At 67.6% G+C, this 22,293-nt stretch carries 28 protein-coding genes; 23 read left to right on the top strand and 5 right to left on the bottom strand.

Translation table 11 applies throughout. From position 1 onward, the window contains the following. The first annotated feature begins 77 nt into the window (after positions 1 to 77). From ykgO to AC1RRR_RS18835, 7 genes are all read left to right on the top strand, one after another. A complete protein-coding gene (ykgO, locus tag AC1RRR_RS18865; RefSeq protein ID WP_004616427.1) occupies positions 78 to 203 on the top strand; it encodes a type B 50S ribosomal protein L36 in 126 nt (41 codons plus the stop codon). Beyond that, positions 203 to 820: an HAD family hydrolase gene (locus tag AC1RRR_RS18860; RefSeq protein ID WP_492815443.1), complete on the top strand. Its 618-nt coding sequence runs from the start codon at positions 203 to 205 to the stop codon at positions 818 to 820. The genes ykgO and AC1RRR_RS18860 overlap by 1 nt, the downstream gene beginning before the upstream one ends. Positions 821 to 844: 24 nt before the next feature. Then, positions 845 to 1,720, top strand: coding sequence for an NAD(P)-dependent oxidoreductase (locus AC1RRR_RS18855; protein WP_492815442.1), 876 nt, complete (start codon positions 845 to 847; stop codon positions 1,718 to 1,720). Between the two features lie 92 nt (positions 1,721 to 1,812). Continuing rightward, complete coding sequence (gene gapR, locus AC1RRR_RS18850) at positions 1,813 to 2,082, top strand: nucleoid-associated protein GapR (RefSeq protein WP_172269802.1); 270 nt, start codon at positions 1,813 to 1,815, stop codon at positions 2,080 to 2,082. Between the two features lie 48 nt (positions 2,083 to 2,130). Beyond that, positions 2,131 to 2,466, top strand: coding sequence for a hypothetical protein (locus AC1RRR_RS18845; RefSeq protein ID WP_492815441.1), 336 nt, complete (start codon positions 2,131 to 2,133; stop codon positions 2,464 to 2,466). Between the two features lie 73 nt (positions 2,467 to 2,539). Beyond that, entirely contained in the window at positions 2,540 to 3,031 is a 492-nt protein-coding gene (locus AC1RRR_RS18840; RefSeq protein WP_492815440.1) for a hypothetical protein, read from the top strand. Between the two features lie 221 nt (positions 3,032 to 3,252). Then, complete coding sequence (locus AC1RRR_RS18835; protein ID WP_492815439.1) at positions 3,253 to 3,747, top strand: hypothetical protein; 495 nt, start codon at positions 3,253 to 3,255, stop codon at positions 3,745 to 3,747. Positions 3,748 to 3,864: 117 nt separating this feature from the next. On the opposite strand, the gene AC1RRR_RS18830 is transcribed toward AC1RRR_RS18835, so the two are convergent. Together AC1RRR_RS18830 and AC1RRR_RS18825 are read right to left on the bottom strand one after the other, a co-directional pair. Beyond that, the gene (locus AC1RRR_RS18830) at positions 3,865 to 3,954 is read right to left on the bottom strand and encodes a hypothetical protein (RefSeq protein WP_492815438.1); all 90 of its coding nucleotides are present in this window, start codon (positions 3,952 to 3,954) and stop codon (positions 3,865 to 3,867) included. Between the two features lie 11 nt (positions 3,955 to 3,965). Further along, positions 3,966 to 5,438, bottom strand: coding sequence for a sigma-54-dependent transcriptional regulator (locus tag AC1RRR_RS18825; protein WP_492815437.1), 1,473 nt, complete (start codon positions 5,436 to 5,438; stop codon positions 3,966 to 3,968). 148 nt (positions 5,439 to 5,586) lie between these two features. On the opposite strand from AC1RRR_RS18825, the gene AC1RRR_RS18820 reads away from it, so the two are divergent. From AC1RRR_RS18820 to AC1RRR_RS18800, 5 genes are read left to right on the top strand one after another with little or no spacing between them, the layout of a single operon-like run. Beyond that, a complete protein-coding gene (locus tag AC1RRR_RS18820) occupies positions 5,587 to 5,958 on the top strand; it encodes an MmcQ/YjbR family DNA-binding protein (protein ID WP_492815436.1) in 372 nt (123 codons plus the stop codon). Positions 5,959 to 5,962: 4 nt separating this feature from the next. Continuing rightward, positions 5,963 to 6,610, top strand: a complete 648-nt coding sequence (locus tag AC1RRR_RS18815; protein WP_492815435.1) for a hypothetical protein — start codon at positions 5,963 to 5,965, stop codon at positions 6,608 to 6,610. A 49-nt stretch (positions 6,611 to 6,659) separates the two neighbouring features. After that, positions 6,660 to 8,450 carry a M3 family oligoendopeptidase gene (locus AC1RRR_RS18810; RefSeq protein ID WP_492815434.1) on the top strand — a complete coding sequence of 597 codons (1,791 nt, stop codon included), beginning with the start codon at positions 6,660 to 6,662 and terminating at the stop codon, positions 8,448 to 8,450. 14 nt (positions 8,451 to 8,464) lie between these two features. After that, on the top strand, positions 8,465 to 8,827 hold the full coding sequence (locus tag AC1RRR_RS18805) for a nuclear transport factor 2 family protein (RefSeq protein WP_492815433.1): 363 nt from the start codon (positions 8,465 to 8,467) through the stop codon (positions 8,825 to 8,827). After that, positions 8,827 to 10,173 carry an ABC1 kinase family protein gene (locus AC1RRR_RS18800; protein WP_492815432.1) on the top strand — a complete coding sequence of 449 codons (1,347 nt, stop codon included), beginning with the start codon at positions 8,827 to 8,829 and terminating at the stop codon, positions 10,171 to 10,173. The genes AC1RRR_RS18805 and AC1RRR_RS18800 overlap by 1 nt, the downstream gene beginning before the upstream one ends. Here the strand turns inward: AC1RRR_RS18800 and AC1RRR_RS18795 are convergent. Beyond that, entirely contained in the window at positions 10,170 to 10,769 is a 600-nt protein-coding gene (locus tag AC1RRR_RS18795) for a hypothetical protein (protein WP_492815431.1), read from the bottom strand. The two genes, AC1RRR_RS18800 and AC1RRR_RS18795, sit on opposite strands and share 4 nt — an antisense overlap. Continuing rightward, the gene (locus AC1RRR_RS18790; protein WP_492815430.1) at positions 10,759 to 11,259 is read right to left on the bottom strand and encodes an RNA polymerase sigma factor; all 501 of its coding nucleotides are present in this window, start codon (positions 11,257 to 11,259) and stop codon (positions 10,759 to 10,761) included. The genes AC1RRR_RS18795 and AC1RRR_RS18790 overlap by 11 nt, the downstream gene beginning before the upstream one ends. 90 nt (positions 11,260 to 11,349) lie before the next feature. Here AC1RRR_RS18790 and AC1RRR_RS18785 point away from each other — a divergent pair, with 90 nt between their 5' ends. The 7 genes from AC1RRR_RS18785 to AC1RRR_RS18755 all read left to right on the top strand — a co-directional run bounded on the left by AC1RRR_RS18785 (position 11,350) and on the right by AC1RRR_RS18755 (position 17,102). Next, positions 11,350 to 11,829: a PaaI family thioesterase gene (locus tag AC1RRR_RS18785; protein ID WP_492815429.1), complete on the top strand. Its 480-nt coding sequence runs from the start codon at positions 11,350 to 11,352 to the stop codon at positions 11,827 to 11,829. Then, positions 11,822 to 12,745 (top strand): alpha/beta fold hydrolase, encoded by a 924-nt coding sequence (locus AC1RRR_RS18780; protein ID WP_492815428.1) that lies wholly within the window; start codon positions 11,822 to 11,824, stop codon positions 12,743 to 12,745. Before AC1RRR_RS18785 ends, AC1RRR_RS18780 begins: the two co-directional genes overlap by 8 nt. Before the next feature lie 56 nt (positions 12,746 to 12,801). After that, on the top strand, positions 12,802 to 13,737 hold the full coding sequence (locus AC1RRR_RS18775; protein WP_492816560.1) for a glycosyltransferase family 9 protein: 936 nt from the start codon (positions 12,802 to 12,804) through the stop codon (positions 13,735 to 13,737). 65 nt (positions 13,738 to 13,802) lie between these two features. After that, positions 13,803 to 14,033 carry an aa3-type cytochrome c oxidase subunit IV gene (locus tag AC1RRR_RS18770; RefSeq protein ID WP_295113935.1) on the top strand — a complete coding sequence of 77 codons (231 nt, stop codon included), beginning with the start codon at positions 13,803 to 13,805 and terminating at the stop codon, positions 14,031 to 14,033. Positions 14,034 to 14,151: 118 nt separating this feature from the next. Next, entirely contained in the window at positions 14,152 to 15,294 is a 1,143-nt protein-coding gene (locus tag AC1RRR_RS18765; protein WP_492815427.1) for a Re/Si-specific NAD(P)(+) transhydrogenase subunit alpha, read from the top strand. A gap of 29 nt (positions 15,295 to 15,323) precedes the next feature. Then, complete coding sequence (locus AC1RRR_RS18760; RefSeq protein ID WP_291880266.1) at positions 15,324 to 15,656, top strand: proton-translocating transhydrogenase family protein; 333 nt, start codon at positions 15,324 to 15,326, stop codon at positions 15,654 to 15,656. 24 nt (positions 15,657 to 15,680) lie between these two features. Next, entirely contained in the window at positions 15,681 to 17,102 is a 1,422-nt protein-coding gene (locus tag AC1RRR_RS18755) for an NAD(P)(+) transhydrogenase (Re/Si-specific) subunit beta (protein ID WP_492815426.1), read from the top strand. A gap of 180 nt (positions 17,103 to 17,282) precedes the next feature. On the opposite strand, the gene AC1RRR_RS18750 is transcribed toward AC1RRR_RS18755, so the two are convergent. Next, positions 17,283 to 17,636, bottom strand: a complete 354-nt coding sequence (locus tag AC1RRR_RS18750; protein WP_492815425.1) for a UrcA family protein — start codon at positions 17,634 to 17,636, stop codon at positions 17,283 to 17,285. Between the two features lie 337 nt (positions 17,637 to 17,973). On the opposite strand from AC1RRR_RS18750, the gene AC1RRR_RS18745 reads away from it, so the two are divergent. Genes AC1RRR_RS18745 through AC1RRR_RS18730 form a run of 4 tightly spaced genes read left to right on the top strand, consistent with a single transcriptional unit; the run spans position 17,974 to position 22,212 of the window. Then, entirely contained in the window at positions 17,974 to 18,816 is an 843-nt protein-coding gene (locus tag AC1RRR_RS18745) for a M23 family metallopeptidase (protein ID WP_492815424.1), read from the top strand. Positions 18,817 to 18,876: 60 nt separating this feature from the next. After that, complete coding sequence (locus AC1RRR_RS18740) at positions 18,877 to 19,833, top strand: alpha/beta fold hydrolase (RefSeq protein WP_492815423.1); 957 nt, start codon at positions 18,877 to 18,879, stop codon at positions 19,831 to 19,833. A gap of 34 nt (positions 19,834 to 19,867) precedes the next feature. Then, positions 19,868 to 20,785, top strand: a complete 918-nt coding sequence (locus AC1RRR_RS18735; RefSeq protein ID WP_492815422.1) for an ABC transporter ATP-binding protein — start codon at positions 19,868 to 19,870, stop codon at positions 20,783 to 20,785. After that, positions 20,782 to 22,212 (top strand): ABC transporter permease, encoded by a 1,431-nt coding sequence (locus tag AC1RRR_RS18730; RefSeq protein ID WP_492815421.1) that lies wholly within the window; start codon positions 20,782 to 20,784, stop codon positions 22,210 to 22,212. The genes AC1RRR_RS18735 and AC1RRR_RS18730 overlap by 4 nt, the downstream gene beginning before the upstream one ends. Positions 22,213 to 22,293: the final 81 nt, after the last annotated feature.

The following is a 22,293-nucleotide window of genomic DNA, read 5'->3' as shown; positions in this document are numbered from 1 at the left end:
GCCTCCGAAACACCCCGGATGTTCCGGCCGTCATCTTGTACGCGCCCGAACCTCTCCGCCGAAGTACAGAGACGGTCATGAAGGTTCGCAGCTCGCTGAAGTCGCTGAAGGGTCGCCACCGCGACTGCAAGATGGTTCGCCGCAAGGGCGTCATCTACATCATCAACAAGACCGACCCGCGCTTCAAAGCCAAGCAAGGCTAATGACCTTGACGCGTCCCAGAGCCGTTCTCTGGGATGTCGGCAATGTCATTGTGCGCTGGGATCCCCGCGCACCGTACGCGAAGATGTTCAAGGAACCGGCCGATCTCGACCGGTTCCTTTCGCATGTCTGCACCATCCCCTGGCACGTCGAGCACGACAAGGGCGTCGGCTTTCCTGAGAATGCCGCGCCGCTGATCGCGCGCTTCCCGGAGCATGCCGACGCGATCCGCGCCTGGGATGAGCGCTTCCACGAGATGCTGTCGGGACCTATCCCTGAGACGGCCGCGGTGATCGACGCCCTGGCCGAGCGCGACGTGCCTCAGTTCGCCCTGACCAACATGCCCCAGAGCAAGTGGCCGGCGGTGCAGGCGATCTCGCCCCGCCACTTCGGCTATTTCCGCGACGCCATCGTCTCGGGCGACGAGAAGGTCATCAAGCCCGACCGTCGGATCTACGAGATCGTGCTGGAGCGCACGGGCCTCCAAGCCTCCGACCTGCTGTTCATCGACGACAGTATCGCCAATATCGAGGCGGCCATGGACATGGGTTTCCACACCCACCACTTCACGGATCCGGCGCAGCTGCGCGCCGCGTTCGAGCGGCACGGGCTGCTCTAGATTTCCCAACTGGGGAGAACTCGCATGAACGTCGGTTTTGTCGGCCTGGGCGCCATGGGCGCGGCCATGGTGCGCAACCTGCTGGGCAAGGGCGTGTCGGTGACGGTGTGGAACCGCTCGCGGGCCATCGTCGATGAGCTGGCCGCCGAGGGCGCGACGCCCGCCGCGACCGCCGACGAGGCCTTCGCCGCCGACATCGTCCTCTCCATGCTGGCCCACGACGCGGCCATGCGCGAGGTATTGGTCGACAGCGGTGTGCTGGCTCGCGCGAAGAAGGGCGTGGTCCACGTCAATCACGCCACCATCTCGACCGATCTGGCCGCCGAGCTCGCGACCCTGCACGCCGAGCTGGGTCTGGGCTATGTCGCCGCCCCGGTGTTCGGCCGCCCGCCCGTGGCCCAGGCCGGGGGCTTGAACGTCCTCTCGGCCGGTTCCGCCGACGCCGTGGCCAAGGCCCAGCCGGTGCTGGACCTGTTGGCCGCCAAGGTCTGGCCGCTGGGCGAGGATCCCGTCCGCGCTAACGCGCTAAAACTGGCCGGCAACTTCATGATCGTCTCGGCCATCGAGAGCATGGGCGAGGCCGTCGCCCTGGGCGAAGCCTACGGCGTCGCCGCACCCGACCTCTTGGACATGCTGTCGTCCACCCTGTTCGCCGCCCCGATCTACAAGATCTATGGCGCGATGATCGCCGAGCGCCGCTACACCCCGCCGGGCTTCGCCGCGGAGCTCGGCCTGAAGGACGTGCGCCTGGTGCTGGACGCCGCCGAGGCCAAGGGCCTGTCCATGCCGCTGGCGGACCTGGCCGAAGCCAGCCTGGAGTCGCTGCTGAGCGGCGACGACAAGAACCTCGATCTGGCCGCCATGGCGGAGATCGCCCGCGCCAGGATCGAAGGCAGGTAACAGTGGAAGGTCGCTGAATCCCGCTTCCCAGGGGCGCGGCTTCGAACTAGGTTCCGCGCCTCCCAATTCCAGCCTTCTCGCGAGATCTCCGCATGGCCGACGACGCCGTTCCCCACGCCGACGTTCTGAACAGCACCGCCCAGGGCCAACTGAAGTCGATCGTCGACCGCGTCGAGCGGCTCGAGGTCGAAAAGGCCGAGATCATGGAGCAGATCAAGGAAGTCTATAACGAAGCCAAGGGTAACGGCTTCGACGTCAAGGTGCTGAAGAAGGTGGTCCGCCTGCGCAAGCAGGACCGCGCCAAGCGCCAGGAAGAAGACGCCATCCTGGACCTGTACCTCTCGGCCATCGGCGAGATCTAAGTTTTTCTTACGTGCTTTGGCGCGCGGGGGCGGGGATAGTCCTCCGCCATGCGCGCCAAGCCGCCCGATCCTAAAGAACAGGCCAAGAAGGCCGCGCTGAACGCCCTCAAGCGGGCCAAGCGCGCGGCCGAGAAGTCGGGCGTCGAGCTCTCCGAATGGGAGGGCGAGTTCCTGACCAGCGTCGCCCAGCGCGTCGAGACCTATGGCCGGGCCTTCGCCGATCCTGAAAAGGGCGGACGCGGCCAGGCGTTGTCGGGCAACCAGACCATCAAGCTGAAAGAGATCGTCCGCAAAGCGAAGGGCGAGAAGAAGCCCATGAGCCGCGGCAAGGGCTTCCAGCGCCGTGGGCGTCCGGAACCCGAGCCGGAAAGCGACGAAGGCTGACGTTCCCGCGACCAGGCCGGACGTCCGCGCGACCGTTTCGCGCTTAACTCCTCAGCTTCTGGGGAGAAAACACATGGAAACCGGCAAGTCGTCCTGGCGCGATCTCGCGCTGACCATCCTGCTGGCCACGATCGTGGCCGGGACCCTCGATATCACCGACGCCTGCCTCTGGTGGGGGATCACCAAGGGCGTGCCGCCCGAGCGGATCTTCCAGTCGATCGCCAGCGGCCTGCTGGGCAAGGCGGCCTTCAAGGGCGGGGCGCAGACGGCGGCCCTGGGCCTTGCCCTGCATTTCGCGATCATGGCGGTGATGGTCGCCGTCTATGTCGTGGCCAGTCAGCGACTTAGAGTGTTAACGCGCCGACCCGTCATTATGGGTCTCGCATACGGTGCAGCTACATACGTCGTGATGAACTATGTGGTGCTGCCTTTGTCCCAGGTCGGACCCCGCGGACCGTTTGTATTGTCAAGCTTCATCAATGGTCTAGCTGCGCATCTGTTCTTGGTCGGTCTCACTATCGCCATGATTGCGACGTCACGAGAAAAGATGACAAGCACAGCCTGAAGTTTGTCCCAAAGGCTTACCAAAAACTGTCTTCGCCCATCACTGTTAAGGTCTTGGTAACGCTCCAGGCGGAAAATGTGAATGATTGTAAATAGTTAACAGTTATCCTGTTGTGGGGTTCTAGGTCGCGGCTGCTCACGGCGACCTCAGTCTCGATGCGCGCGGGCGAAAGCCTGGATCGGCCGCCGAGCGGACACCACGGCCCCTTCGGAATAGGGACAATGGCGACGACCTATCAATATCTGCTGCGCCGCAAGGCGGAGCTGGAAACCCGTATGATCGAGGCGCAGCGGCGGGCTCAGGCCCCATTCGAGAGCGAGTTGCGCGCGATCATCCTGGCGCTCGACGCGCTGAAGCAGGCCGGCATGGCCGAGCGGCTGTCTTCGGGCGAGCCGGCCTCGTTCGCGCCGCCGCTGGCGGCGGCCCCCGCGCCGGCGCCGACCCCGGCCAAACGCGGCCGGCGAGGGCGCACGACCCGCGACATGATCCTGATGACCCTGGCCCAGGCGCCGGGCCTCAACGAGGCCGAGATCGCCCGCCAGCTGGATCACCGCTGGAGCCGTCCGGTCACCCCGGTCCAGGTCGGTCGCGAGCTGGAGCAGTTGGAAGTCGAAGGCCTGGCCAAGCGGTCGGGTCCTGGCTGGATCCGGCTGGACGACCAGGTCCAGGACGACGAAGAGCGACCGAGCCTCAGCCTGGTCGCTCCTGGTCACTAGTTCGTCAGGCGCCGGCGAGAACCTCGTCCTTCGACAAGCTCAGGATGAGGTTCTCGACTGAATGGCCGTACCAGTAGCCCTCATCCTGAGCCTGTCGAAGGACGAGGGCGGCCCCGCTTAGCGTTGAGCCGTCGGTTTAACGGACGGCCGGGCCGGCTTCAACAGCGCCTTCAGGCGCTGCTCGCGCGAGATGGGTCGGAAGATCATCAAGCTCGCCATCAACCCGCTTCCTTCATGTCGACTTCGATGCCCTGCTCGCGGACCTTGCGATACAGGGTCGAGCGGCCGATGCCGAGGCGGCGGGCCACTTCGCTCATATGACCGGCATAGACGTCGATCGCGTGCTGGATCAGGTCGCGCTCGATGTCCTCCAGCGTCCGCAGGTGACCGCGGTCGTCGAGGATGCGCACCGGGGCCTCGGCCGCCGTCGTCGGGGCGGACATGGCCGCGTGGGCGGCTTGCAGCAGGGCGGCTGGCGGCGGGCTCGGCGCGACGGAGACAGCCTCGATCGGCGCGGCCAGGCCCGAAATCGCCGGGAAGTCGAACGGCTGCAGGTACGGGGCGTCGGCCAGGACGATGGCGCGATAGACCGTGTTCTCCAGCTGGCGGACATTGCCCGGCCAGTCGAAGGCGGTCAGCAGCGCGATCGTTTCGGGCGAGGCGCCGATGACGCGCTTGCCTTCCTCGACGTTGAAGCGACGGATGAACGCCTCGACCAGGGCCGGGATGTCCTCGCGGCGCTCGCGCAAGCTGGGAGCCTCCAGCGGGAAGACGTTCAGGCGGTAGTACAGGTCCTCGCGGAAGCGGCCGGCCGAGACGGCCTGCTGCAGGTCACGATTGGTGGCCGAGACGATGCGGACGTCGACCTTGATCGAGCGCTTGGAGCCGATCGGATCGATCTCGCCCTCTTGCAGCGCGCGCAGCAGCTTGACCTGGACATCCAGCGGCAGTTCGCCGACCTCGTCCAGGAACAGGGTGCCGCCGTCGGCTTCCTTGAACTTGCCCAGGTGCTTGTCCGAGGCGCCGGTGAACGAGCCCTTCTCGTGGCCGAACAGGATCGACTCGACGAGGTTCTCGGGGATGGCGCCGCAGTTGACGGCCACGAACGGCTTGCCGGCGCGGTCGGACGAGCCGTGCACCGCGCGGGCCAGCAGTTCCTTGCCGACGCCGCTTTCGCCGGTGATCAGCACGGGAATGCCGCTCTTGGCGGCGCGTTCGCCCATGCGCTTGACCATCGACATGATCGGCGAGCCGCCGATCAGGTCCGCGAAGGTGGTCTTGCCGCCGGCGCGCTTGGTCAGGCGTTCGACCTCACCCTTCAAGTCGCCCATCGACAGGGCGTTGCGGATCGAGACGGTGATCCGCTCCGGAGAGGCGGGCTTGATGAAGAAGTCGGCGGCCCCGGCCTGCATGGCCTTGACCACGGTGTCGACGCCGCCGCTGGCGGTCAGCACGATCACGGGCTGGGTGAAGCCGCGGGCGCGCATTTCCTTCAGCGTGTCCTGGCCGTTCAGGCCGGGCATGACCAGGTCGAGCAGGATGACGTCAGCCGGAGCGCCGGACGTCAGGTGCGCGATCGCCGCGTCGCCGCCCTCGGCGTGCGAGACCGCGAAGCCTTCGCGCTCGAGCACCGCCTGGATCAGCCGACGTTGTGTCGGGTCGTCATCGACGACAAGGACCGTTTTGGTCATTAGGCACATCCACCATACCGGCCACGCTCGCATGGAGCAGGGCTCTTGTTGGTTCAGAGTGATACAGTAGCCGGGTAAACACCGGCTTTCGGAGACGTGCCCAGAACCTTAAGCTTTAGCCTTAACAGCGCGTTACGGGGAGGCGGACATGGTCGACACGGAGCAACTGCAGGCGCTGGCCCTGGACCTGCCCGAGGTGACCGGCGGGGTCAGCCCGGAAGGCCAGTTCGGCTTCGAGGTCGGCGGCAAGGGCCTGGCCTGGGCCTATCTGGCGCGCGAGAAGCCCAAGGCCAAGCGCGTGCTGGTCCCTGGCGTCGTCGCCATCCGCTGCACGATGGAGACCAAGGAGCTGCTGCTGGAGGTCGGCGCCGAACGGTTCTTCACCGATGACCACTATCGTGGCTATCCGGCGATCCTGGTGCGGCTGGATCACATCGAGGCCGACGAACTGGCTGGACTCCTGCGGCAGGCCTGGAAGATCGTGGCCCCCAAGGCGATCGCCAAAAGGTACGAGGTCTAGGGGCATGTTCGTTGGACACTATGCGGCGGCCCTGGCCGCCCGGGCGGCCGAGCCGCGCGCGCCGCTATGGAGCTATGTCCTGGGCTGCCAGGCGATCGACATCGCCTGGTGCGGGCTGATCCTGGCCGGCGTCGAGAAGGCCGGCGTCGATCCCAGCCTGCCCGGCAGCTCCCTGGTGCTCAGCTACATGCCCTACACCCACGGCCTGCCGACGGCGGTGCTGTGGTCGATCGCGGTCGGGGCGGGGCTGATGCTGCTGCTGAAGCTGCCCCGGCGTGTGGGGTTAGTCCTGGGCCTGGTGGTGTTCTCGCACTGGCTGCTCGACTTCCTGGTCCACCGGCCCGACCTGCCGTTGCTGTGGAACGGGCCGATGGTGGGCCTGGGCCTCTGGAACTATCCGCTGCCCGAGCAGGTGCTGGAGATGGGCCTCCTGGCCCTGGCCGGCGCGGCCTGGGGCTGGCGGCGCGGTCTGGAGGGGCAGGGCTGGAAAGCGCCCCTGGGCTTCCTGACCTTCCTGCTGTTCCTGCAGGTGGTGCCGATGCTGTCGCCGCTGGGTGAAGGCCGGCTGTCGCTGGGCGGCTCGCCGCTGGTCGCTTACCTCGTCACCTGCATCGCCGCCTGGATGGCCGAGCCGACCGTAGCAAAGGCCTGACAGGCTCGTGCATTGCGCGGAGGGGGGCGGGAGGCCTATCTCCTGACGCATGAACGCCCCCTTCAAGCCCGAAGCCCCGCCCGAATGGAACCTGGCCGATCTGTATGTCGGCCGAGACGATCCGCGTATCGAGACCGACCTCTCCGCCGCCAAGGCCGCCAATGACGAGCTGGCCTCGCTGGAGGGGATGTTCCTGGAGGCCCGGAAGGAGCCCCAGCGCCTGGGCGTGCTGCTGGATCGCGGCATTTCTCTCTACGAGCAGGCCACCAACGGCCTATGGGCTGTCGGCGCCTATGCCGGCCTGGCCGCCTCGGTCGCCCGCGACGACCCCGCCTGGGCCAAGTTCGAGGCGGATCTTCGCGCCCGCTCCTCGCAGATCGCCGCCGAGAGTCTGTTCTTCACGCTGGAGCTGAACCAGTTGGAAGACTCCGAAATCACCGCCGCGCTGAAGGCCCATCCCGACGCCGCCCGCTGGTCGCCTTGGCTGCGCCGCGTGCGCCTGTCGCGGCCGCACGAGCTGTCGCCGGAGCTGGAGCGCTTCATCGTCGACAAGGCCCCGGCCGTCGCCAACTGGGTGCGCCTGTACGACGAGACCTTGGCCAAGCTCACCGCCAAGGCCGACGACGAGACCCTGACCCTGCCCGAGGCGCTGAACCGCCTGTCCGACCCCAGCGTCGCGCGCCGCAAGGCGGCGGCCGACGGCTTGGCCAAGGCGCTGGAAGAGCGCGCCTCGACCCAGGCCCTGGCGCTCAACACCCTGGCCTTCGAGAAGCAGGTCGAGGATCGCTGGCGCCACTACGAGACCCCCGCCCAGTCGCGCCACCTGGCCAACGAGGTCGATGGCGACGCCGTCGACGCCCTGGAGCAGGCGGTGGTCGAGGCCTATCCGCGCCTGTCGCACCGCTACTACGCGCTGAAGGCCAAGGTCATGGGCCTGGACGTCCTGGACTACTGGGACCGCAACGCCCCGCTGACCGCCGCCGCCCCGCGCGCCTACGCCTGGGACGAGGCCAAGGGCATGGTGCTGGAGAGCTTTCAGGACCTGGCCCCCAAGTTCGCCGACGCCGCCCGGGTGTTCTTCGACCGCCCGTGGATCGACGCCCGCCCGCGCGCCGGCAAGCAGTCGGGGGCCTTCGCCCATCCGGTGACGGCCGACCGCCATCCGTTCGTGTTCATGAACTATATGGGCGAGCGCCGCGACGTGCTGACCCTGGCCCATGAGCTGGGCCACGCCGTGCACCAGACCCTGTGTCAGCCGCTGGGCACGCTTCTCGCCGACACGCCCCTGACCCTGGCCGAGACGGCCTCGATCTTCGGCGAGGGCCTGGTGTTCGATCGCCTGCTGGCCGAGGCCACGCCCGAGGACCGCAAGGGCCTGCTGGCCGGCAAGATCGAGGACGGCCTCAACACCGTGGTCCGCCAGATCGCCTTCCACCGCTTTGAACGCCGTTTCCACGAGGCCCGCCTCGAAGGCGAGCTGTCGCCCGACCAGATCGGCGGCCTGTGGCTGGAGGTGATGGGCGAGAGCCTGGGCCCGGCCGTGAAGCTGAACGCGGGCTACGAGCACTACTGGGCCTATGTCAGCCACTTCTGCCACGCGCCGTTCTACGTCTACGCCTACGCGTTCGGCGACCTTCTGGTGCGCGGCCTGATGGAGAAGCGCCGCGAGGATCCGGCGAAATTCGCGCCGCTGTACGAGGACCTCCTCGCGGCGGGCGGCACGCGCACCTATGTCGAGGCCCTGGCCCCTTTCGGCCTGAACCCCAGGGACAAGGCGTTCTGGGCCGCCGGCTGTTCGCAGCTGGAGCGGCTGGTGGACGAGTTCGAAGCCCTCGTCTGACGGAGCGACGCGACATGCCCACCCAGGAACGCCTGGCCGATTTCATCGCCACCGTGGTCCGAAACGAGCATGTCGAGGCGATCGAGCGCTTCTACGCGCCGGACGCGACGATGCAGGAGAACAACGCCCCGCCGCGTGTGGGGCGTGACGTCCTGGTCGCCCACGAGGCGGCCGCCCTGGCGCGGCTGGCCAAGATGGAGACCGAGCCGGCCGGTGACGTGATCCACGACGGCGACCAGGTGGTGATCCGCTGGGTCTTCCACATGACCGGCAAGGACGGCGTGACGCGGCGCTTCGAGGAGCTGGCCCACCAGCACTGGGAGGGCGATCTGATCGTTCGCGAGCGGTTCTTCTACGACCCGAGCCAGTTCGCCTGATGGCCGATGACCCCGAACGCGATCGGCTGTCGGGCCGGCTCTCCCGCTTCGCCAAGGTTGGGGCGGGGTTGTCGGGCGCTGCCGTCAGCTATGGCGCGAACAGGGTCTTCGCCGGCGACGACGCCAACGCTCGCAACGCCAAGGCGTTGAAGGCGGCTCTCGGTGGATTGAAAGGTCCGCTGATGAAGGCGGCCCAAATGTTCGCCACGGTGCCTGACCTCCTGCCGCCAGAGTTCGCTAAGGAGTTCGCCGAGCTCCAGACCAACGCGCCCGCCATGGGCTGGCCGTTCGTGCGCCGGCGCATGGCGGCTGAGCTGGGGGCGGACTGGCAGGGCAAGTTCAAGAGCTTCGAGCACGAGGCCGCCGCGGCCGCCTCGCTGGGCCAGGTGCATCGCGCCACGACCCACGACGGCCGCGCCATCGCCGTGAAGCTCCAGTACCCCGACATGCAGAGCGCGGTCGAAAGCGACCTTGGCCAGCTGCGCGCCCTGATTGGCCTCTTCAAGCGCATGGACGGCTCGATCGACCCGTCCGAGATGATCGTCGAGATCGGCGACCGCCTGCGCGAGGAGCTGGATTACGAGCGCGAGGCCAAGATGATGGCCGTGTACGCCAACTTCTTCGCCGGCCGTGACGACATCCGCACACCGACGCCGGTTCCGGAGTTATCCACAGGGCGCCTCCTGTCGATGACCTGGCTGGACGGGCAGGGGCTGCTGGCCTTCAAATCCGCCCCGCAAGAGGTCCGCGACCGCATCGCCGCCCTGCTGTTCGAAGCCTGGTGGAGCCCGATGACCCATCTGGGCGTCATCCACGGCGACCCGCATCTGGGCAATTACAGCTTCACGGGCGAGGGGGCGGCGCATCTGAACTTGCTCGACTTCGGCTGCATCCGCGTGTTCCCGCCGAAGTTCGTGGCCGGGGTGGTGCGGCTCTATCGGGCGCTGTCCAACGACGACCGCGCCGAGCAGATGGAGTCCTATCGCAGCTGGGGCTTCACCGGGCTGAACGACGACCTGGTCGACACCCTCAACGTCTGGGCCCGCTTCATCTACGGTCCGCTGCTGGACGACCGGGTCCGCACCGTGGCCGACGACGTGCCGCCCGGCGAGTACGGCCGTCGCGAGGCCTTCAAGGTGCGTCAGGCCCTGAAGGCCAAGGGGCCGGTGACCATTCCGCGCGAGTTCGTGTTCATGGACCGGGCGGCGATCGGCCTGGGGGCTGCCTTCCTGCACCTGGGCGCCAGCCATAACTGGAAGCAGCTGTTCGAGGCCTCGCTGGAAGGGTTCTCCGAAGAAGCCGTCGCCGAGCGGCAGCGGGCTGCGCTCGGCGCGGTCGGGCTCTAGTTCTCGTACTCGCTGAGCAGCCCTTCCAGACGCCGCTGCTCAGGCTTCATCACCAGGAAGTAGCGGCCCAGATTCCAGCCGACGCTGGCGACCATGGCGACGCCGAAGACGAACAGCATCTGCCAGGCGTCGCGCTCGGTGGCCTTGCCGACGTCATGCAGTTGCCAGACGCTGGTGATCATCGGCGCGAAGAACACGGGCAGCATCATCCAGAAGATCCTCATATTGGTCCGCGCCCGGCGGTTGGCCGCCAGCATGGCGGAGAGCGTGTCGCGCACGGAGCCGCGATCCGAACACCGGCGGTGGCGCAGCAGGATCGTGGCGACCAGCACCGCCGCCACGATCAGCCAGCAGACACCCAGCATGGCCATCCCGCCCCACTCTCGCGCCAGGTCCAGGCGGCCCGAGATGACCGATTGAATCGCGATGCTCGTGAAGATCGTCATGGCGGTCACAGGCAGGACGAACAGTAGCAATTCGCCACGGCGGCGAGCTTTCAGCGACTTCATCACTTCCTCCATCAGATAGGCCTTGGCCTTCTCGTCCGGCGTGTTGGCCGGCGAGTTCCAGGCGGCTTCCAGGTGTTCAAACTCCATCGCCGGAGCCCTCCACGAGCTTGGAGACGCGCTGACGGATACGGGTCAGGCGCGCCCCGACATTGGTTTCGGTCAAGCCGTGCAGGCGGGCGATCTCGGCGTACGAGACCCCGTCCAGCGACAGCAGGATCAGCGACCGCTCCACCGGCTCCAGCTGGCGGATGGCGGCGTAGAGCCGTTCCAGCAGGGCCTCCTGCGGATCGGTCCCGGCGTCTCGCATCAGCAGCTCGGCCTCGATCGCCACGCCGCGCAGCCGTCGGCGGGTTTCGCCGCGCCGCCAGGTGAGGGCGGCGTTGTGGGCTACGCGATAGGCGAACGCGCCGGCCACGTTCGCTTCGTCAAACCTGGGTCGGGCCTTCCACAGCGCCAGCGACAGCTCCTGCAGGAGGTCGTGCTGGTCGGCCGGGGCGGCGAAGGCGCGGGCCGTCCGGTGCAGCATCGGCAGATGCGGCGCCAGCCAGTTCGCGAAATCGTCTTCAGTGCGGCCCATCCGTCCCCCGTTTCGAAAGGTTAGATGCCGGCCAGGGCGTCGTCCTTACGGAAGGCTTTTCTTTTTTCAAACGCTCGTTAGCCTGACCGTATGTCCGACGACCTGACAGACGCCCAGACCGCCGCCATCCCCGAGGGCTTCAACCAGCTGAACTGGTCCCGAGGCTTCGGTCGCCAGATCGGCCCGCTGTTCGAGCACCGTGAAGGTCCCGGCCAGGCGCGCCTGGCGTTCCGGGTCGAGGAGCACCACACCAACGGCCTGGGCAACTGCCACGGCGGCATGCTGATGAGCTTCGCCGACATGGCCTGGGGCCGGATCATCTCGCTGCAGAAGTCCTACAGCTGGGTCACGGTGCGGCTGATGTGCGACTTCCTCTCGGGCGCGAAGCTGGGCGACTGGGTGGAAGGCGAGGGCGAGCTGATCGGCGAGGAGGACCTGCTGTTCACCGTGCGCGGCCGCATCTGGGCCGGCGACCGGACGCTGATCACCGGCACAGGCGTCTTCAAGGCGCTGAGCCCCCGCAAGCCGCGTCCCGGCGAGTTGGCCTATACGGAGGCCGCCGGTGGCTGACGACCAGGCCCAGCCCGCTTCGCTGCTGGCCCCGTTCGCTGGTGAATCGCCTCCCGCGCCGGCTTGGTTCGACGCGGCCATCGCCCAGGAACCCGAGCGCTCGAGGATCGCGGTCGAGGGCGCGCAGATCGAGCTCCTGACCTGGGGCGAGGTCGGCAAGCCGGGTCTGCTGTTCCTGCACGGCAACGGCGCCCACGCCGACTGGTGGAGCTTCATCGCGCCGTTCTTCGCGAAAGACTGGCGCGTGGCGGCGATCTCGTGGTCGGGCATGGGCGGCAGCGACTGGCGCGAGGCCTACAGCGCCGAGCTGTTCGCGAGTGAGATTTTTTCCGCTGTCCAGGCCGCTGGCCTGGAGGCCGGCGGCGTGAAGCCGATCGTGGTCGGTCACTCGTTCGGCGGTTTCCCGACCCTGTACTGCGCCGCGCGCCACCCCGAGCGCCTGCGCGGGGCGATCATGGTCGATAGCAGCATCCAGCCGCCAGAGAAGCGCTGGAAAGGCCCGCCACCGCGCTCGGGCCTGGGGCAGCGGGTCTATCCGACGCTGGAGGAAGGCCTGAACCGCTTCCGCCTGGCCCCGCCCCAGCCCTGCGAGAACCTCTACATCGCTGACTACATCGCGCGGCGGTCCTTGAAGGAAGTCGACGGCGGTTGGACGTGGAAGTTCGACCCCGACCTCTGGCACAATTTCCGGATGCCGGACCTGGGGCTGCTGTTGCCGCAGATCGCCTGTCCGGCGGCCCTGATGTGGGGCGAGCGGTCGAACCTGATGCGCAGCGACACCTTGGACTATATGCTGGAGCAAATGCCCAAGGACGTGCTGCTCTTGCCCCTACCCGACGCCGACCACCACGTGATGATCGATCAGCCCCTGGCCTTCGTGGCCGGGCTTCGCGGACTGCTGGCGGCCTGGGCCTAAGCGTCGTGGCCGGTCCCGTCCTCGTCTACGCCCCCGATCGTGGGATCGGCGACCTGATGTGGCACTTGCCGACGATCCGGGCGATCGCGGCGACGACGCCGGAGAGCAAGGTCGTGCTGGTGGCGCGGCCGTCCAGCCGGGCGTCCGAGGTGCTGAAGGTTGAGCCTTCGGTCGAGCGCGTGCTGCACGCCCCACACTACAAGGACAGGCTGAAGGGCGTGCGCGAGACGCTGGACTTCTACCGCCTGTGCAAGGCCGAAAAGCCGCGCGCTGTCTGGATCCTGGAAAAGATCGACCGCCCCGCCATCGCCGCCTTCCTGGCCGGCGTGCCCGAGCGGCGGGGCTTTGGCCTGGGTCACGGTCAGGAGAGCTTCCTGACCACCGGACCCTATCTGCCCAAGGCCATGCGGCCCGCTCACCGGATCGACAAGCTGGAGGCCTTCGAGAAGGTCCACGGCCTGGTCGTGACCAGCCGTGAGCCCGAGCTGAAGCTGGACCCGCAGGCCATCGCGGCGGTGAAGGCCAGGTACGCCGACAAGCCCGGTCCGTGGCTGGCCCTGGGCATCGGCGCCAGCGAGCCGGCCCGCACCTGGCCGGCCGAACGGTTCGCGCAAGCCGCCCAGCGGCTTTCCAACCTCTTCGGCACGGTGTTCTGGGTCGGCGGTCCGCACGAGGCCGAGACCGCCAAGACGGCGATCGGTGACCTGCCGGGCAATGTCGTGGCCTGCGACCTGCCGCTGGACCAGTCGGCGGCGCTGATCTCGCTATCGGCGGGCTTCCTGGGCAACGACTCAGGGGCACTGAACGTCGCCGCCGCCGTCGGCACGCCCTGTGTCGGACTGATGGGCACCGCGCCCGTGCCAGCCTATTCGAAGTGGCTCTCGCGCCTGGACGGCGGCGAAGGTCGAATCGCGGACATCACGACGGACCAGGCCGTCGAAACCGTACGCAGCCGCTTCCTTAAGGAAGGCTGGGGCAATTCGCCCGCTTGAGCCTTCAGGCCCTCCGTTGTATCGGGCGGGCTCGGTATCTTCCCTTTTGCTTCCAAGGACGACACATGGCCGGCGATTATCACCGCGGTGAGATGGACATTTCGGAACAAGCGGCGACGTTCGCCGCGTTCAACGGCATGACCAAGTGGGGCTCGCTGGGCGTCGCCGTCCTGCTGCTGTTCATCACGCTGCTGTTCTGCACCCCGACCGGCTTCATTGGTAGCGCTATCGCCGCCGTGGTGCTGCTGGCCGCGGGTATTTTCTTCCTGCGTGATAAGCCCGTTCCGGCCCACTGACACCGGTAGACATCGGCATATTTTTTCCCTGATCTGCACGTCATGCCTCGACAAGAGGCAAGACTATCCCCTACAGAGCGCCTCATGCTGGTGAGCAAACAGCGCTCTGGGGAGGGGTATGCCGATGGCCGTTATCGCCGTCACAAAAGAGACCCGCGCGAACGAAACGCGGGTCGCGGCCACGCCTGAAACCGTCAAGAAGCTCGGCGCGGCCGGCTTCTCGGTGGTGGTTCAGGCGGGGGCGGGGACGGCCGCGTCCTATCTCGACGCCGACTACGAAGCGGCTGGCGCCAAGATCGCCAAGACCGCGAAGGACGCCCTGAAGGACGCCGACGTCCTGTTCAAGGTGCGCGCGCCCGAGGCCGCCGAGATCGCGGCCCTCAAGACAGGCGCGATCGTCGCCGCCGCGCTCAATCCATACCAGGACAAGGAAACGCTGGACGCCCTGGCCAAGGCCGGCGCGACCGCGATCGCCATGGAATTCATCCCGCGCATCACCCGCGCGCAGGTGATGGACATGCTGTCCTCGCAAGCCAACCTGGCCGGCTATCGCGCCGTGATCGAAGGCGCCGAAGCCTACGGCAAGGCCCTGCCGATGATGATGACCGCCGCCGGCACCGTCGCCGCGGCCAAGGTGTTCATCATGGGCGTGGGCGTCGCGGGCCTGCAGGCCATCGCGACCGCTCGCCGCCTGGGCGCGGTGGTCACCGCCACCGACGTGCGTCCGGCCACCAAGGAGCAGGTCGAGTCGCTGGGCGCCAAGTTCCTGGCCGTCGAGGACGAAGAGTTCAAGAACGCCCAGACCGCCGGCGGCTACGCCAAGGAAATGTCCAAGGAATACCAGGCCAAGCAGGCCGAGCTGGTCTCCGCGCACATCGCCAAGCAGGACATCGTCATTACCACGGCCCTGATCCCGGGGCGCGCCGCGCCCAAGCTGGTCAGCGCCGCCCAGGTGGCGTCGATGAAGCCCGGCTCGATCCTGGTCGACCTGGCCATCGAGCAGGGCGGCAATGTCGAAGGCGCCAAGCTGAACGAGACCGTGGTCACCGCCAATGGCGCCAAGATCCTGGGTCACGCCAACCTGCCGGGCCGCATCGCCGCCGACGCCAGCGCGCTCTACGCGCGTAACCTGATGGCGTTGGCGACCCTGTTCACGACGAAGGAAGGCGCGTTCGAGCCCAACTTCGAGGACGAGATCCTGCAGGCCGCCGTCGTGACGCGCGGTGGCGAGATCGTCCATCCGAACCTGAAGACCGCCTAGCCACACACATCGAGAGAAGGGAGGCTCCCATGGAAGCCGTCGACCCCACAGTGTTCCGTCTGGCGATCTTCGTGCTCGCCATCTTCGTCGGTTACTACGTCGTCTGGAGCGTGACGCCCGCGCTGCACACGCCGCTGATGGCCGTGACCAACGCCATTTCGTCGGTGATCATCGTCGGCGCCCTGCTGGCCGCCGCGGCGCATGGCGCCAATAGCGACCTGGCCGGCGGCGCGATCGCCGGCTCGACCTGGATCTCCAAGGGGGCCGGCGCGATCGCCGCGGCCTTCGCGGCGGTCAACATCTTCGGCGGCTTCCTTGTCACCCAGCGCATGCTGGCGATGTACAAGAAGAAGTCGAAGTAAGCGGCGATTGGGGGAGCAAAGATCATGAACGCCAATCTCGCCGCCATTCTCTACATCGTCTCGGGGGTGCTCTTCATCCTCGCGCTGCGTGGCCTGTCCAGCCCCGTGACCAGCCAGACGGGCAACCGTAACGGCATGATCGGCATGGCCATCGCCGTCGGCACCACCCTGGCCACCCTGTGGAGCCAAGGCGCGCTGGACGTCGTGACCCTGGGCCTGATCCTGGGCGGCGTCGCCGTTGGGGGCGCGGTCGGGGCGATCATCGCCCGCAAGGTCGCCATGACCTCGATGCCGCAGCTGGTCGCCGCCTTCCACAGCCTGGTCGGCATGGCCGCCTGTCTGGTGGCCGTGGCCGCCATCTACACGCCCGCCGCCTATGGCATCGTGGGCGAGGACGGCGCCATCCACCTCAACAGCCTGATCGAGCTGTCGCTGGGCCTGGCCATCGGCGCCATCACCTTCACCGGTTCGGTCATCGCCTTCGCCAAGCTGAACGGCAACATGGGCGGCGCGCCGATCCTGCTGCCGGCTCGCCACCTGCTGAACATCCTGATCGCGGCCGCCATCGTGGCCCTGGTCGTGGTGCTGGTGATCTCGGGCGGTTCGGCCATCTGGGCCTTCTGGGGCATCTTCGCCCTGAGCCTGCTGATCGGCGTCACCCTGATCATCCCGATCGGCGGCGCGGACATGCCCGTCGTGGTGTCGATGCTGAACAGCTATTCCGGCTGGGCGGCGGCGGCGCTGGGCTTCACGCTGGAAAACACCACCCTGATCATCACCGGCGCCCTGGTCGGTTCGTCGGGCGCGATCCTGTCCTACATCATGTGCAAGGGCATGAACCGCTCGTTCGTCTCGGTGATCCTGGGTGGCTTCGGCGCCGACGCGGCGGCTTCGGCCGGTCCTGGCGGCAAGGTCGAGAGCCGTCCGGTCAAGCAGGGCTCGGCCGACGACGCGGCCTTCATCATGAAGAACGCGTCCAAGGTCATCATCGTCCCCGGCTACGGCATGGCCGTCTCCCAGGCCCAGCACATCCTTCGCGAGATGTGCGACAAGCTGAAGGAAGAGGGCGTCGAGGTGAAGTACGCCATCCACCCCGTCGCGGGCCGGATGCCGGGCCACATGAACGTGCTGCTGGCCGAAGCCAACGTCCCCTATGACGAGGTCTTCGAACTGGAGGACATCAACAGCGAGTTCTCGACGGCCGACGTGGCCTTCGTGATCGGCGCCAACGACGTCACCAACCCGGCCGCCAAGACCGACCCCACCAGCGCCATCTACGGCATGCCAATCCTGGACGTCGAAAAGGCCCGCACGGTCCTCTTCATCAAGCGCGGCATGGCCTCGGGCTATGCCGGCGTCGAGAACGAACTGTTCTTCCGCGACAACACGATGATGCTGTTCGGCGACGCCAAGAAGATGGTCGAAGGCATCGTGAAGGGGCTCTAGGGCGTCTTCCCATCGCTAGAAACGACGAAGGCCCCGGCAGTGACGCCGGGGCCTTTTTCGTGGCCGCTCCAAACGAAACAGAGGCCCCAGGGTTACCTGGGGCCTCTGTCGCGGGGTGCGGGGAGGTGGGGAGGTGGGGAGTTTTGGGGTACGCGGTACTGAAGTTTGCGAGTCTCGCAATCACTGGGCGGCGACTTCGACCGGGGTGGCTTGGGCGATGGCCAGGGCGTTGCGCTGGCGTTGCGACAGCTGGCGTTCGGCGTTCTGGTGGGCTTCGGTCATGCAGGCGCGGACGGTCGATTGCAGCTCGCCGCGGTTAATCTTGGCGCGGCAGACGGTTTGGCTGGCGGACTGGACGCGGGCCTTGAAGATCTTGGCGTCGGCGGGCTTGGCCAGGTTCAGGTCGGCGAAGGAAACGGTGATGCTCGAGTCGCTCGCTTCGGCGGCGTTGGCGGCTTGGGTCAGGCCCAGGACCGGAACGGCGGCCAGGCTCAGGCTGGCGACGGTGGTCAGGCTCATGATGAACTTGCGCATTTCGAAGATCCCTCTGGTTGGGCGCTGTTCTTGTGCGCCGATGAATATTGAATACTGTCCAGAGTTCTCGAAGTCCCGTTACGTCTCCTTCATGACGTGTAATTAAAGAAATGAAGCGCGTTTAATAAAATGAACTTGGCGTAATGTTGGATGTCTATTCCTGTAATAGGCGCCGAACTTCGCCGCGTAGTTATTGAATGGTTAAGCTGCGCCCTGTTTTCGCCCCATGGGACCTTCATAGACCGCCGCCATTCACCAAGCCGAAAGGTCGGGTGTGAGAGTAAAGCCGCCTGCGCGCGGTCCTCTCGACCTGACCGAACGTCGAAGAGGAAGCGGTTTGATCTCCAAGAGCCTGGCTGTCCCGCCTCAGCATCTGCGCGTCGCCTTCTTCACCATGCTGGGCGTCGCCGCCATGGCAGGGACCCTGAACGGCGCGATGGCGCTGGGCGAGTGGGTTGCCGGACCTGCGCCGGTCATAGAGCCTGCTGCGGTCATCGTTCCCATCGCGCCCCCGGCCAAAGAGGCCGAGCCCGAGACGCCGCCGCCCGCCTTCCAGTTCGCCGCGCCGCTGCCCGGCCGGGTGATCAATTCGCCGTTCGGCCTGCGCCAGCTGCCCTGGGAAGAGAACGGCCGCCTGCATGAGGGCGTCGACATCGCCGCGCCCGGCGGGGCGGCGGTGAAGGTCGCCGCCGACGGCGTGGTCAAGGCCACGGGCCTGTCGCCCAGCTACGGCCGCTACGTGCTGGTCATGCACAAGGGCGGGCTCACGACCCTCTACGCGCACCTGGCCAAGCCGGCCGCGGGCGTCAAGCGCGGCGCCTATCTGCATCGCGGCGACACCGTCGCCTTCGTCGGCAATTCGGGCCGCTCGACCGGCTCGCACCTGCATTTCGAGATCCGCAAGGGCGACAAGGCCCTGAACCCGACCTTCTTCCTGGATCGCAGCTTCGCAGAGGCCTCTGACCTGCCGCTGAAGGCTGCCGGCCGCGTCTCGCGCAAGGTGCACAAGGCCACGGTCTCGAAATGGCCTCCCGGCGTTCTGGCGAAGGCCGGAACCGCGCCCGGCGGCGTCAAGGTCGCCCGCCTGAAGAACGGTCGTGTCCGCGCCACCATTCCGGTCGCCACGGTTCCGGCGCCGGCGGTGCAAGCGGTGAGCGCTTCGGCGGGTTCGACCACCTAAAGCTCCGTTGTCGTCGTAACGCGTCTCGACGCGTCACAAAGCGTCACTACATTGAGCGGCATGATCCAGTTTCTCGGTCGCGGCGTCGCGGGCTTGGCCCTGCTGTTGGTTTCGTACATCGCCGTGGGCGGCGTGGTCAGCGCCGTGGGCGCGCCCAAGATGCGCGGCCAGCTGGTCGAGATCGAGCCGGGGCGCACGCTGCGGCTGGTCTGCGAAGGTCCCAAGAGCGATCGTCCCGTCGTCTGGCTGGAGGCCGGCGCGTTCGGCTTCGCCGCTGACTGGGGCGGCACGCAGGAAGCCCTGACCGCCGCCGGCTGGCGCTCGTGCGCCTATGACCGGGCCGGCATGGGCTTCTCGCCCAAGGGACCCAGCCCTCGCGATGGCGTCGCCATCGTCACCGACTTCGAAAAGCTGGTCGCCGCCTCGGGCGAGCCTGGCCCCTACATCCTGGTGGGCCACTCGATGGCCGGCCTGCGCCTGCGGGAATATGCGGGGCGCAATCCGGAGAAGGTGGCGGGCATCGTGCTGGTCGACGCCGCCACGCCCGAGGCCGCCCAGGACCCGAGGATGGCAGGCTTCATCAAGACCTTCGCCAACGCCTCCAAGTGGGCGGCGCGCGGGGCCTCGCTGGGGCTCTATAAGCCGCTGGTCCACACCCGACTGGGCGACAAGATCGACTTGCCGCCGGCCGCCAAGGCCGAGAAGGGCTGGGCCTTCGCCAATGGCCGCCATAACCGCGTCGCGGCCGAGGAGGTCGGGCTGTGGAAGCAGGCCTCGGACCAGGCCGCCCAACAGCCGGACTTCGATCCCAAGTGGCCGGTCGCCGTGGTCACCGCCGGCCCGGTCGCGGGCCGCGAGGACCGCAAGGAAATGCAGGCCGCGCCGGCGCGCCGCTCGCAGCACGGTCTGGTCGACCATGTCGAGGCCGCCACCCATACCCTGCTGATCGGCCGCCGCTTCGCCGACCACATCGTCCGGGCCGTCGCCTTCGTGGCCGACGCTTACAAAAAGGGCTGATACAACTTTCGAGAGGTCGATTCGGGAGGTCTCCATGGTCAACGCGGTCACCCTGGAGGGCGTCAGCAAGACCTATGACGACTTCCACGCCGTGCGGGACGTCAGTTTCGAGGTCCCCGCCGGCCGGATCACCGGCTTCCTGGGCCCCAACGGCGCGGGCAAGACCTCGACCATCCGCATGATCCTGGGCCTGCTGCCGGTCAGCGCGGGCGCGATCACGGTGCTGGGCGAAAACGACGCCCAGAAGGTGCGCGAGCGGATCGGTTTCCTGCCCGAAGAGCGGGGCCTCTACAAACGCATGACCCCGATCGACGCCATCGCCTTCTTCGCGGGGCTGAAGGGCGTGCCGGAGGTCGAGGGCCGCAAGCGGGCCAAGGCGATGCTGGAGGCCCAGGGCCTGGGCTACGCCATGAAGAAGCCGATCAAGGAGCTGTCCAAGGGCATGGCCCAGAAGGTCCAGCTGCTGTCGGCCCTGGCGCATGAGCCCGAGCTGGTGGTGCTGGACGAGCCGTTCTCGGGCCTGGATCCCGTCAATCAGCAGGCCCTGGAGGCGATGATCCGCGAGATCGCCGCGCGTGGGGCCACGGTGCTGTTCTCGACCCACGTGATGCAGCACGCCGAGCGCCTGTGCGACAAGGTCGTGCTGATGGCGCGGGGCCGCAAAGTCTTTGACGGCAACGTCTCCACCGCCCGTCGCGCCGCCCCGCGCGCCCTGGTGCTGGAGGGCGAGCTTTCGGCCGAGCAGGTCATGGCTCTGCCGGGCCTGGGGGCCGTGACCTCCGAGCCGCTGCCGGACGGGGGCTGGCGGCACGTCGCCGTGCTGTCGGAGACCGACGCCGGCCACGACGCCCTGAAGGCCGCCTTCGCCCGTGACCTGTCGCTGCGACGGTTCGAGCTCAAGGAGCCCAGCCTGCACGACGCCTTCATCGTCCTGACGGGAGGCCAGGCATGAGCCGGCTGCTGAAGATCGCGCGTCGGGAATACCTGGCCTATGTCCGCACCGTCGGCTTCTGGCTGTCGATCGTGGCTCTGCCGATCGTGCTGGGGATCAGCATCTCAGCGCCGCTGATCATGATGAAATCGGCCAAGCCCGAGCGGCTGGCCATTGTCGACCTGACCGGCCAGATCTTCGGGCCCGCCCTGGCCAAGGCCATCGTCCTGGACCAGAACCGCGACGCCGCACGGGCCCTGCGCGCGGCGGCCCTGTCGGCGGCCGGTCCCAAGGCGCAGGAAGAGGTCCGCAAGGCCCAGGCCGCCGGCGGCGACGCGGCGGGCCGTGAGGTCCTGGCTCGCTACAACCCCTCGGCCGCCGCTCGCTACAAGCCGCCCCGCGCCAAGGTCATCGTGCTGCCGCCGCCCGCGCAGGCCCAGGAGGCCGCCGACCCGCGCGCCGCCGGCGTCATCGCCCGTCGCGAGGTGGGCGAGAAGCGGCTCGATTCGGTGCTGGTCCTCAGCGGTCGCGATGACGCCATCGTCATGGACCTGTGGAGCCGCAACCTGGCCGCCCCGGTGCTGGAGAACGACCTGAAGAGCGCCGTGGGTGAGATCATGCGCGAGCGGGCCCTGGCCCGCGCCGGCGTCTCGGCCCAGACGCTGAAGGCCGCCGACGACCTGCGCCCCGCCTTCAACAGCCTGTCGCCCAAGGCCGCCTCGGGCGAGAAGGTCAGTCTGCGCGACCGCCTGCCGACCATCGTCGGGTTCGCGGCCGGCATGCTGCTGTGGTCGATGATCCTGACCGGGGCCAGCATCCTGCTCAACAGCGTGATCGAGGAGAAGTCGTCCAAGATCCTGGAGGTGCTGCTGTCCTCGGCCTCGGTGCCCGAGATCATGGGCGGCAAGATCCTGGGCGTGGCGGGTCTGACCCTGACCGTGCTGGGCGTCTGGACCATGGGCGGCTGGCTGGCCCTGCTGAACTTCGCCCCCGGCCTGGCCGGCGACCTAGTGGCCGTGCTGCTGGGCAAGGGCCTGCTGTTCTATTTCGGCGCCTATCTGGTCGGCGGCTACCTGATGTACGCGGCCCTGTTCGCCGGCGTCGGGGCCTTCTGCGAGAGCCAGCGCGACGCCCAGACCCTGCTGGGGCCGATCATGATGGTGATGACCATCCCGGTCGTCTTCATGGGCCAGGCGATCCGCTCGCCCGAGGCGCCGATTCTCAACGCCCTGTCTTGGATCCCGCCGTTCACGCCGTTCCTGATGCCGGTGCGCATCGCCGGCGATCCGCCGCTGGTCCAGGTGATCGGCACCACGGCGCTGATGGCCGTGACGGTCGTGGCGATCATCGCCTTCTCGACCCGCGCCTTCCATGTGGGGGCCCTGGCGACCGGCAAGATCGACCTGAAGACCCTGATCGGCCTGATCGTCAGGAAGCAGGCCGGTTAGGCCAGAAACGACCGCCAGAAACGACGAAAGCCGCGCGGAGCACCGCGCGGCTTTCGAAATCTTCAGCGAAGAAGAGGTCCG

It is taken from the genome of Caulobacter sp. GW821-FHT12D05 (assembly GCF_058807295.1).
This window is presented reverse-complemented; position numbering and strand designations above follow the sequence as displayed.

Excerpts from the sequence above, each read along its gene's own strand:
- AC1RRR_RS18830 (WP_492815438.1), bottom strand. The coding sequence starts at position 3,954 with ATGATCTTCCGACCCATCTCGCGCGAGCAGCGCCTGAAGGCGCTGTTG.
- AC1RRR_RS18775 (WP_492816560.1), top strand. The coding sequence starts at position 12,802 with ATGTGGCACTTGCCGACGATCCGGGCGATCGCGGCGACGACGCCGGAG.
- AC1RRR_RS18760 (WP_291880266.1), top strand. The coding sequence starts at position 15,324 with ATGGAAGCCGTCGACCCCACAGTGTTCCGTCTGGCGATCTTCGTGCTC.
- AC1RRR_RS18730 (WP_492815421.1), top strand. The coding sequence starts at position 20,782 with ATGAGCCGGCTGCTGAAGATCGCGCGTCGGGAATACCTGGCCTATGTC.
- gapR (WP_172269802.1), top strand. The coding sequence starts at position 1,813 with ATGGCCGACGACGCCGTTCCCCACGCCGACGTTCTGAACAGCACCGCC.
- AC1RRR_RS18820 (WP_492815436.1), top strand. The coding sequence starts at position 5,587 with ATGGTCGACACGGAGCAACTGCAGGCGCTGGCCCTGGACCTGCCCGAG.
- AC1RRR_RS18790 (WP_492815430.1), bottom strand. The coding sequence starts at position 11,259 with ATGGGCCGCACTGAAGACGATTTCGCGAACTGGCTGGCGCCGCATCTG.
- AC1RRR_RS18860 (WP_492815443.1), top strand. The coding sequence starts at position 203 with ATGACCTTGACGCGTCCCAGAGCCGTTCTCTGGGATGTCGGCAATGTC.
- AC1RRR_RS18770 (WP_295113935.1), top strand. The coding sequence starts at position 13,803 with ATGGCCGGCGATTATCACCGCGGTGAGATGGACATTTCGGAACAAGCG.
- AC1RRR_RS18855 (WP_492815442.1), top strand. The coding sequence starts at position 845 with ATGAACGTCGGTTTTGTCGGCCTGGGCGCCATGGGCGCGGCCATGGTG.
- AC1RRR_RS18845 (WP_492815441.1), top strand. The coding sequence starts at position 2,131 with ATGCGCGCCAAGCCGCCCGATCCTAAAGAACAGGCCAAGAAGGCCGCG.
- AC1RRR_RS18815 (WP_492815435.1), top strand. The coding sequence starts at position 5,963 with ATGTTCGTTGGACACTATGCGGCGGCCCTGGCCGCCCGGGCGGCCGAG.
- AC1RRR_RS18750 (WP_492815425.1), bottom strand. The coding sequence starts at position 17,636 with ATGCGCAAGTTCATCATGAGCCTGACCACCGTCGCCAGCCTGAGCCTG.
- AC1RRR_RS18805 (WP_492815433.1), top strand. The coding sequence starts at position 8,465 with ATGCCCACCCAGGAACGCCTGGCCGATTTCATCGCCACCGTGGTCCGA.
- AC1RRR_RS18795 (WP_492815431.1), bottom strand. The coding sequence starts at position 10,769 with ATGGAGTTTGAACACCTGGAAGCCGCCTGGAACTCGCCGGCCAACACG.
- AC1RRR_RS18810 (WP_492815434.1), top strand. The coding sequence starts at position 6,660 with ATGAACGCCCCCTTCAAGCCCGAAGCCCCGCCCGAATGGAACCTGGCC.
- AC1RRR_RS18740 (WP_492815423.1), top strand. The coding sequence starts at position 18,877 with ATGATCCAGTTTCTCGGTCGCGGCGTCGCGGGCTTGGCCCTGCTGTTG.
- AC1RRR_RS18800 (WP_492815432.1), top strand. The coding sequence starts at position 8,827 with ATGGCCGATGACCCCGAACGCGATCGGCTGTCGGGCCGGCTCTCCCGC.
- AC1RRR_RS18825 (WP_492815437.1), bottom strand. The coding sequence starts at position 5,438 with ATGACCAAAACGGTCCTTGTCGTCGATGACGACCCGACACAACGTCGG.
- AC1RRR_RS18840 (WP_492815440.1), top strand. The coding sequence starts at position 2,540 with ATGGAAACCGGCAAGTCGTCCTGGCGCGATCTCGCGCTGACCATCCTG.
- AC1RRR_RS18785 (WP_492815429.1), top strand. The coding sequence starts at position 11,350 with ATGTCCGACGACCTGACAGACGCCCAGACCGCCGCCATCCCCGAGGGC.
- ykgO (WP_004616427.1), top strand. The coding sequence starts at position 78 with ATGAAGGTTCGCAGCTCGCTGAAGTCGCTGAAGGGTCGCCACCGCGAC.
- AC1RRR_RS18735 (WP_492815422.1), top strand. The coding sequence starts at position 19,868 with ATGGTCAACGCGGTCACCCTGGAGGGCGTCAGCAAGACCTATGACGAC.
- AC1RRR_RS18765 (WP_492815427.1), top strand. The coding sequence starts at position 14,152 with ATGCCGATGGCCGTTATCGCCGTCACAAAAGAGACCCGCGCGAACGAA.
- AC1RRR_RS18835 (WP_492815439.1), top strand. The coding sequence starts at position 3,253 with ATGGCGACGACCTATCAATATCTGCTGCGCCGCAAGGCGGAGCTGGAA.
- AC1RRR_RS18755 (WP_492815426.1), top strand. The coding sequence starts at position 15,681 with ATGAACGCCAATCTCGCCGCCATTCTCTACATCGTCTCGGGGGTGCTC.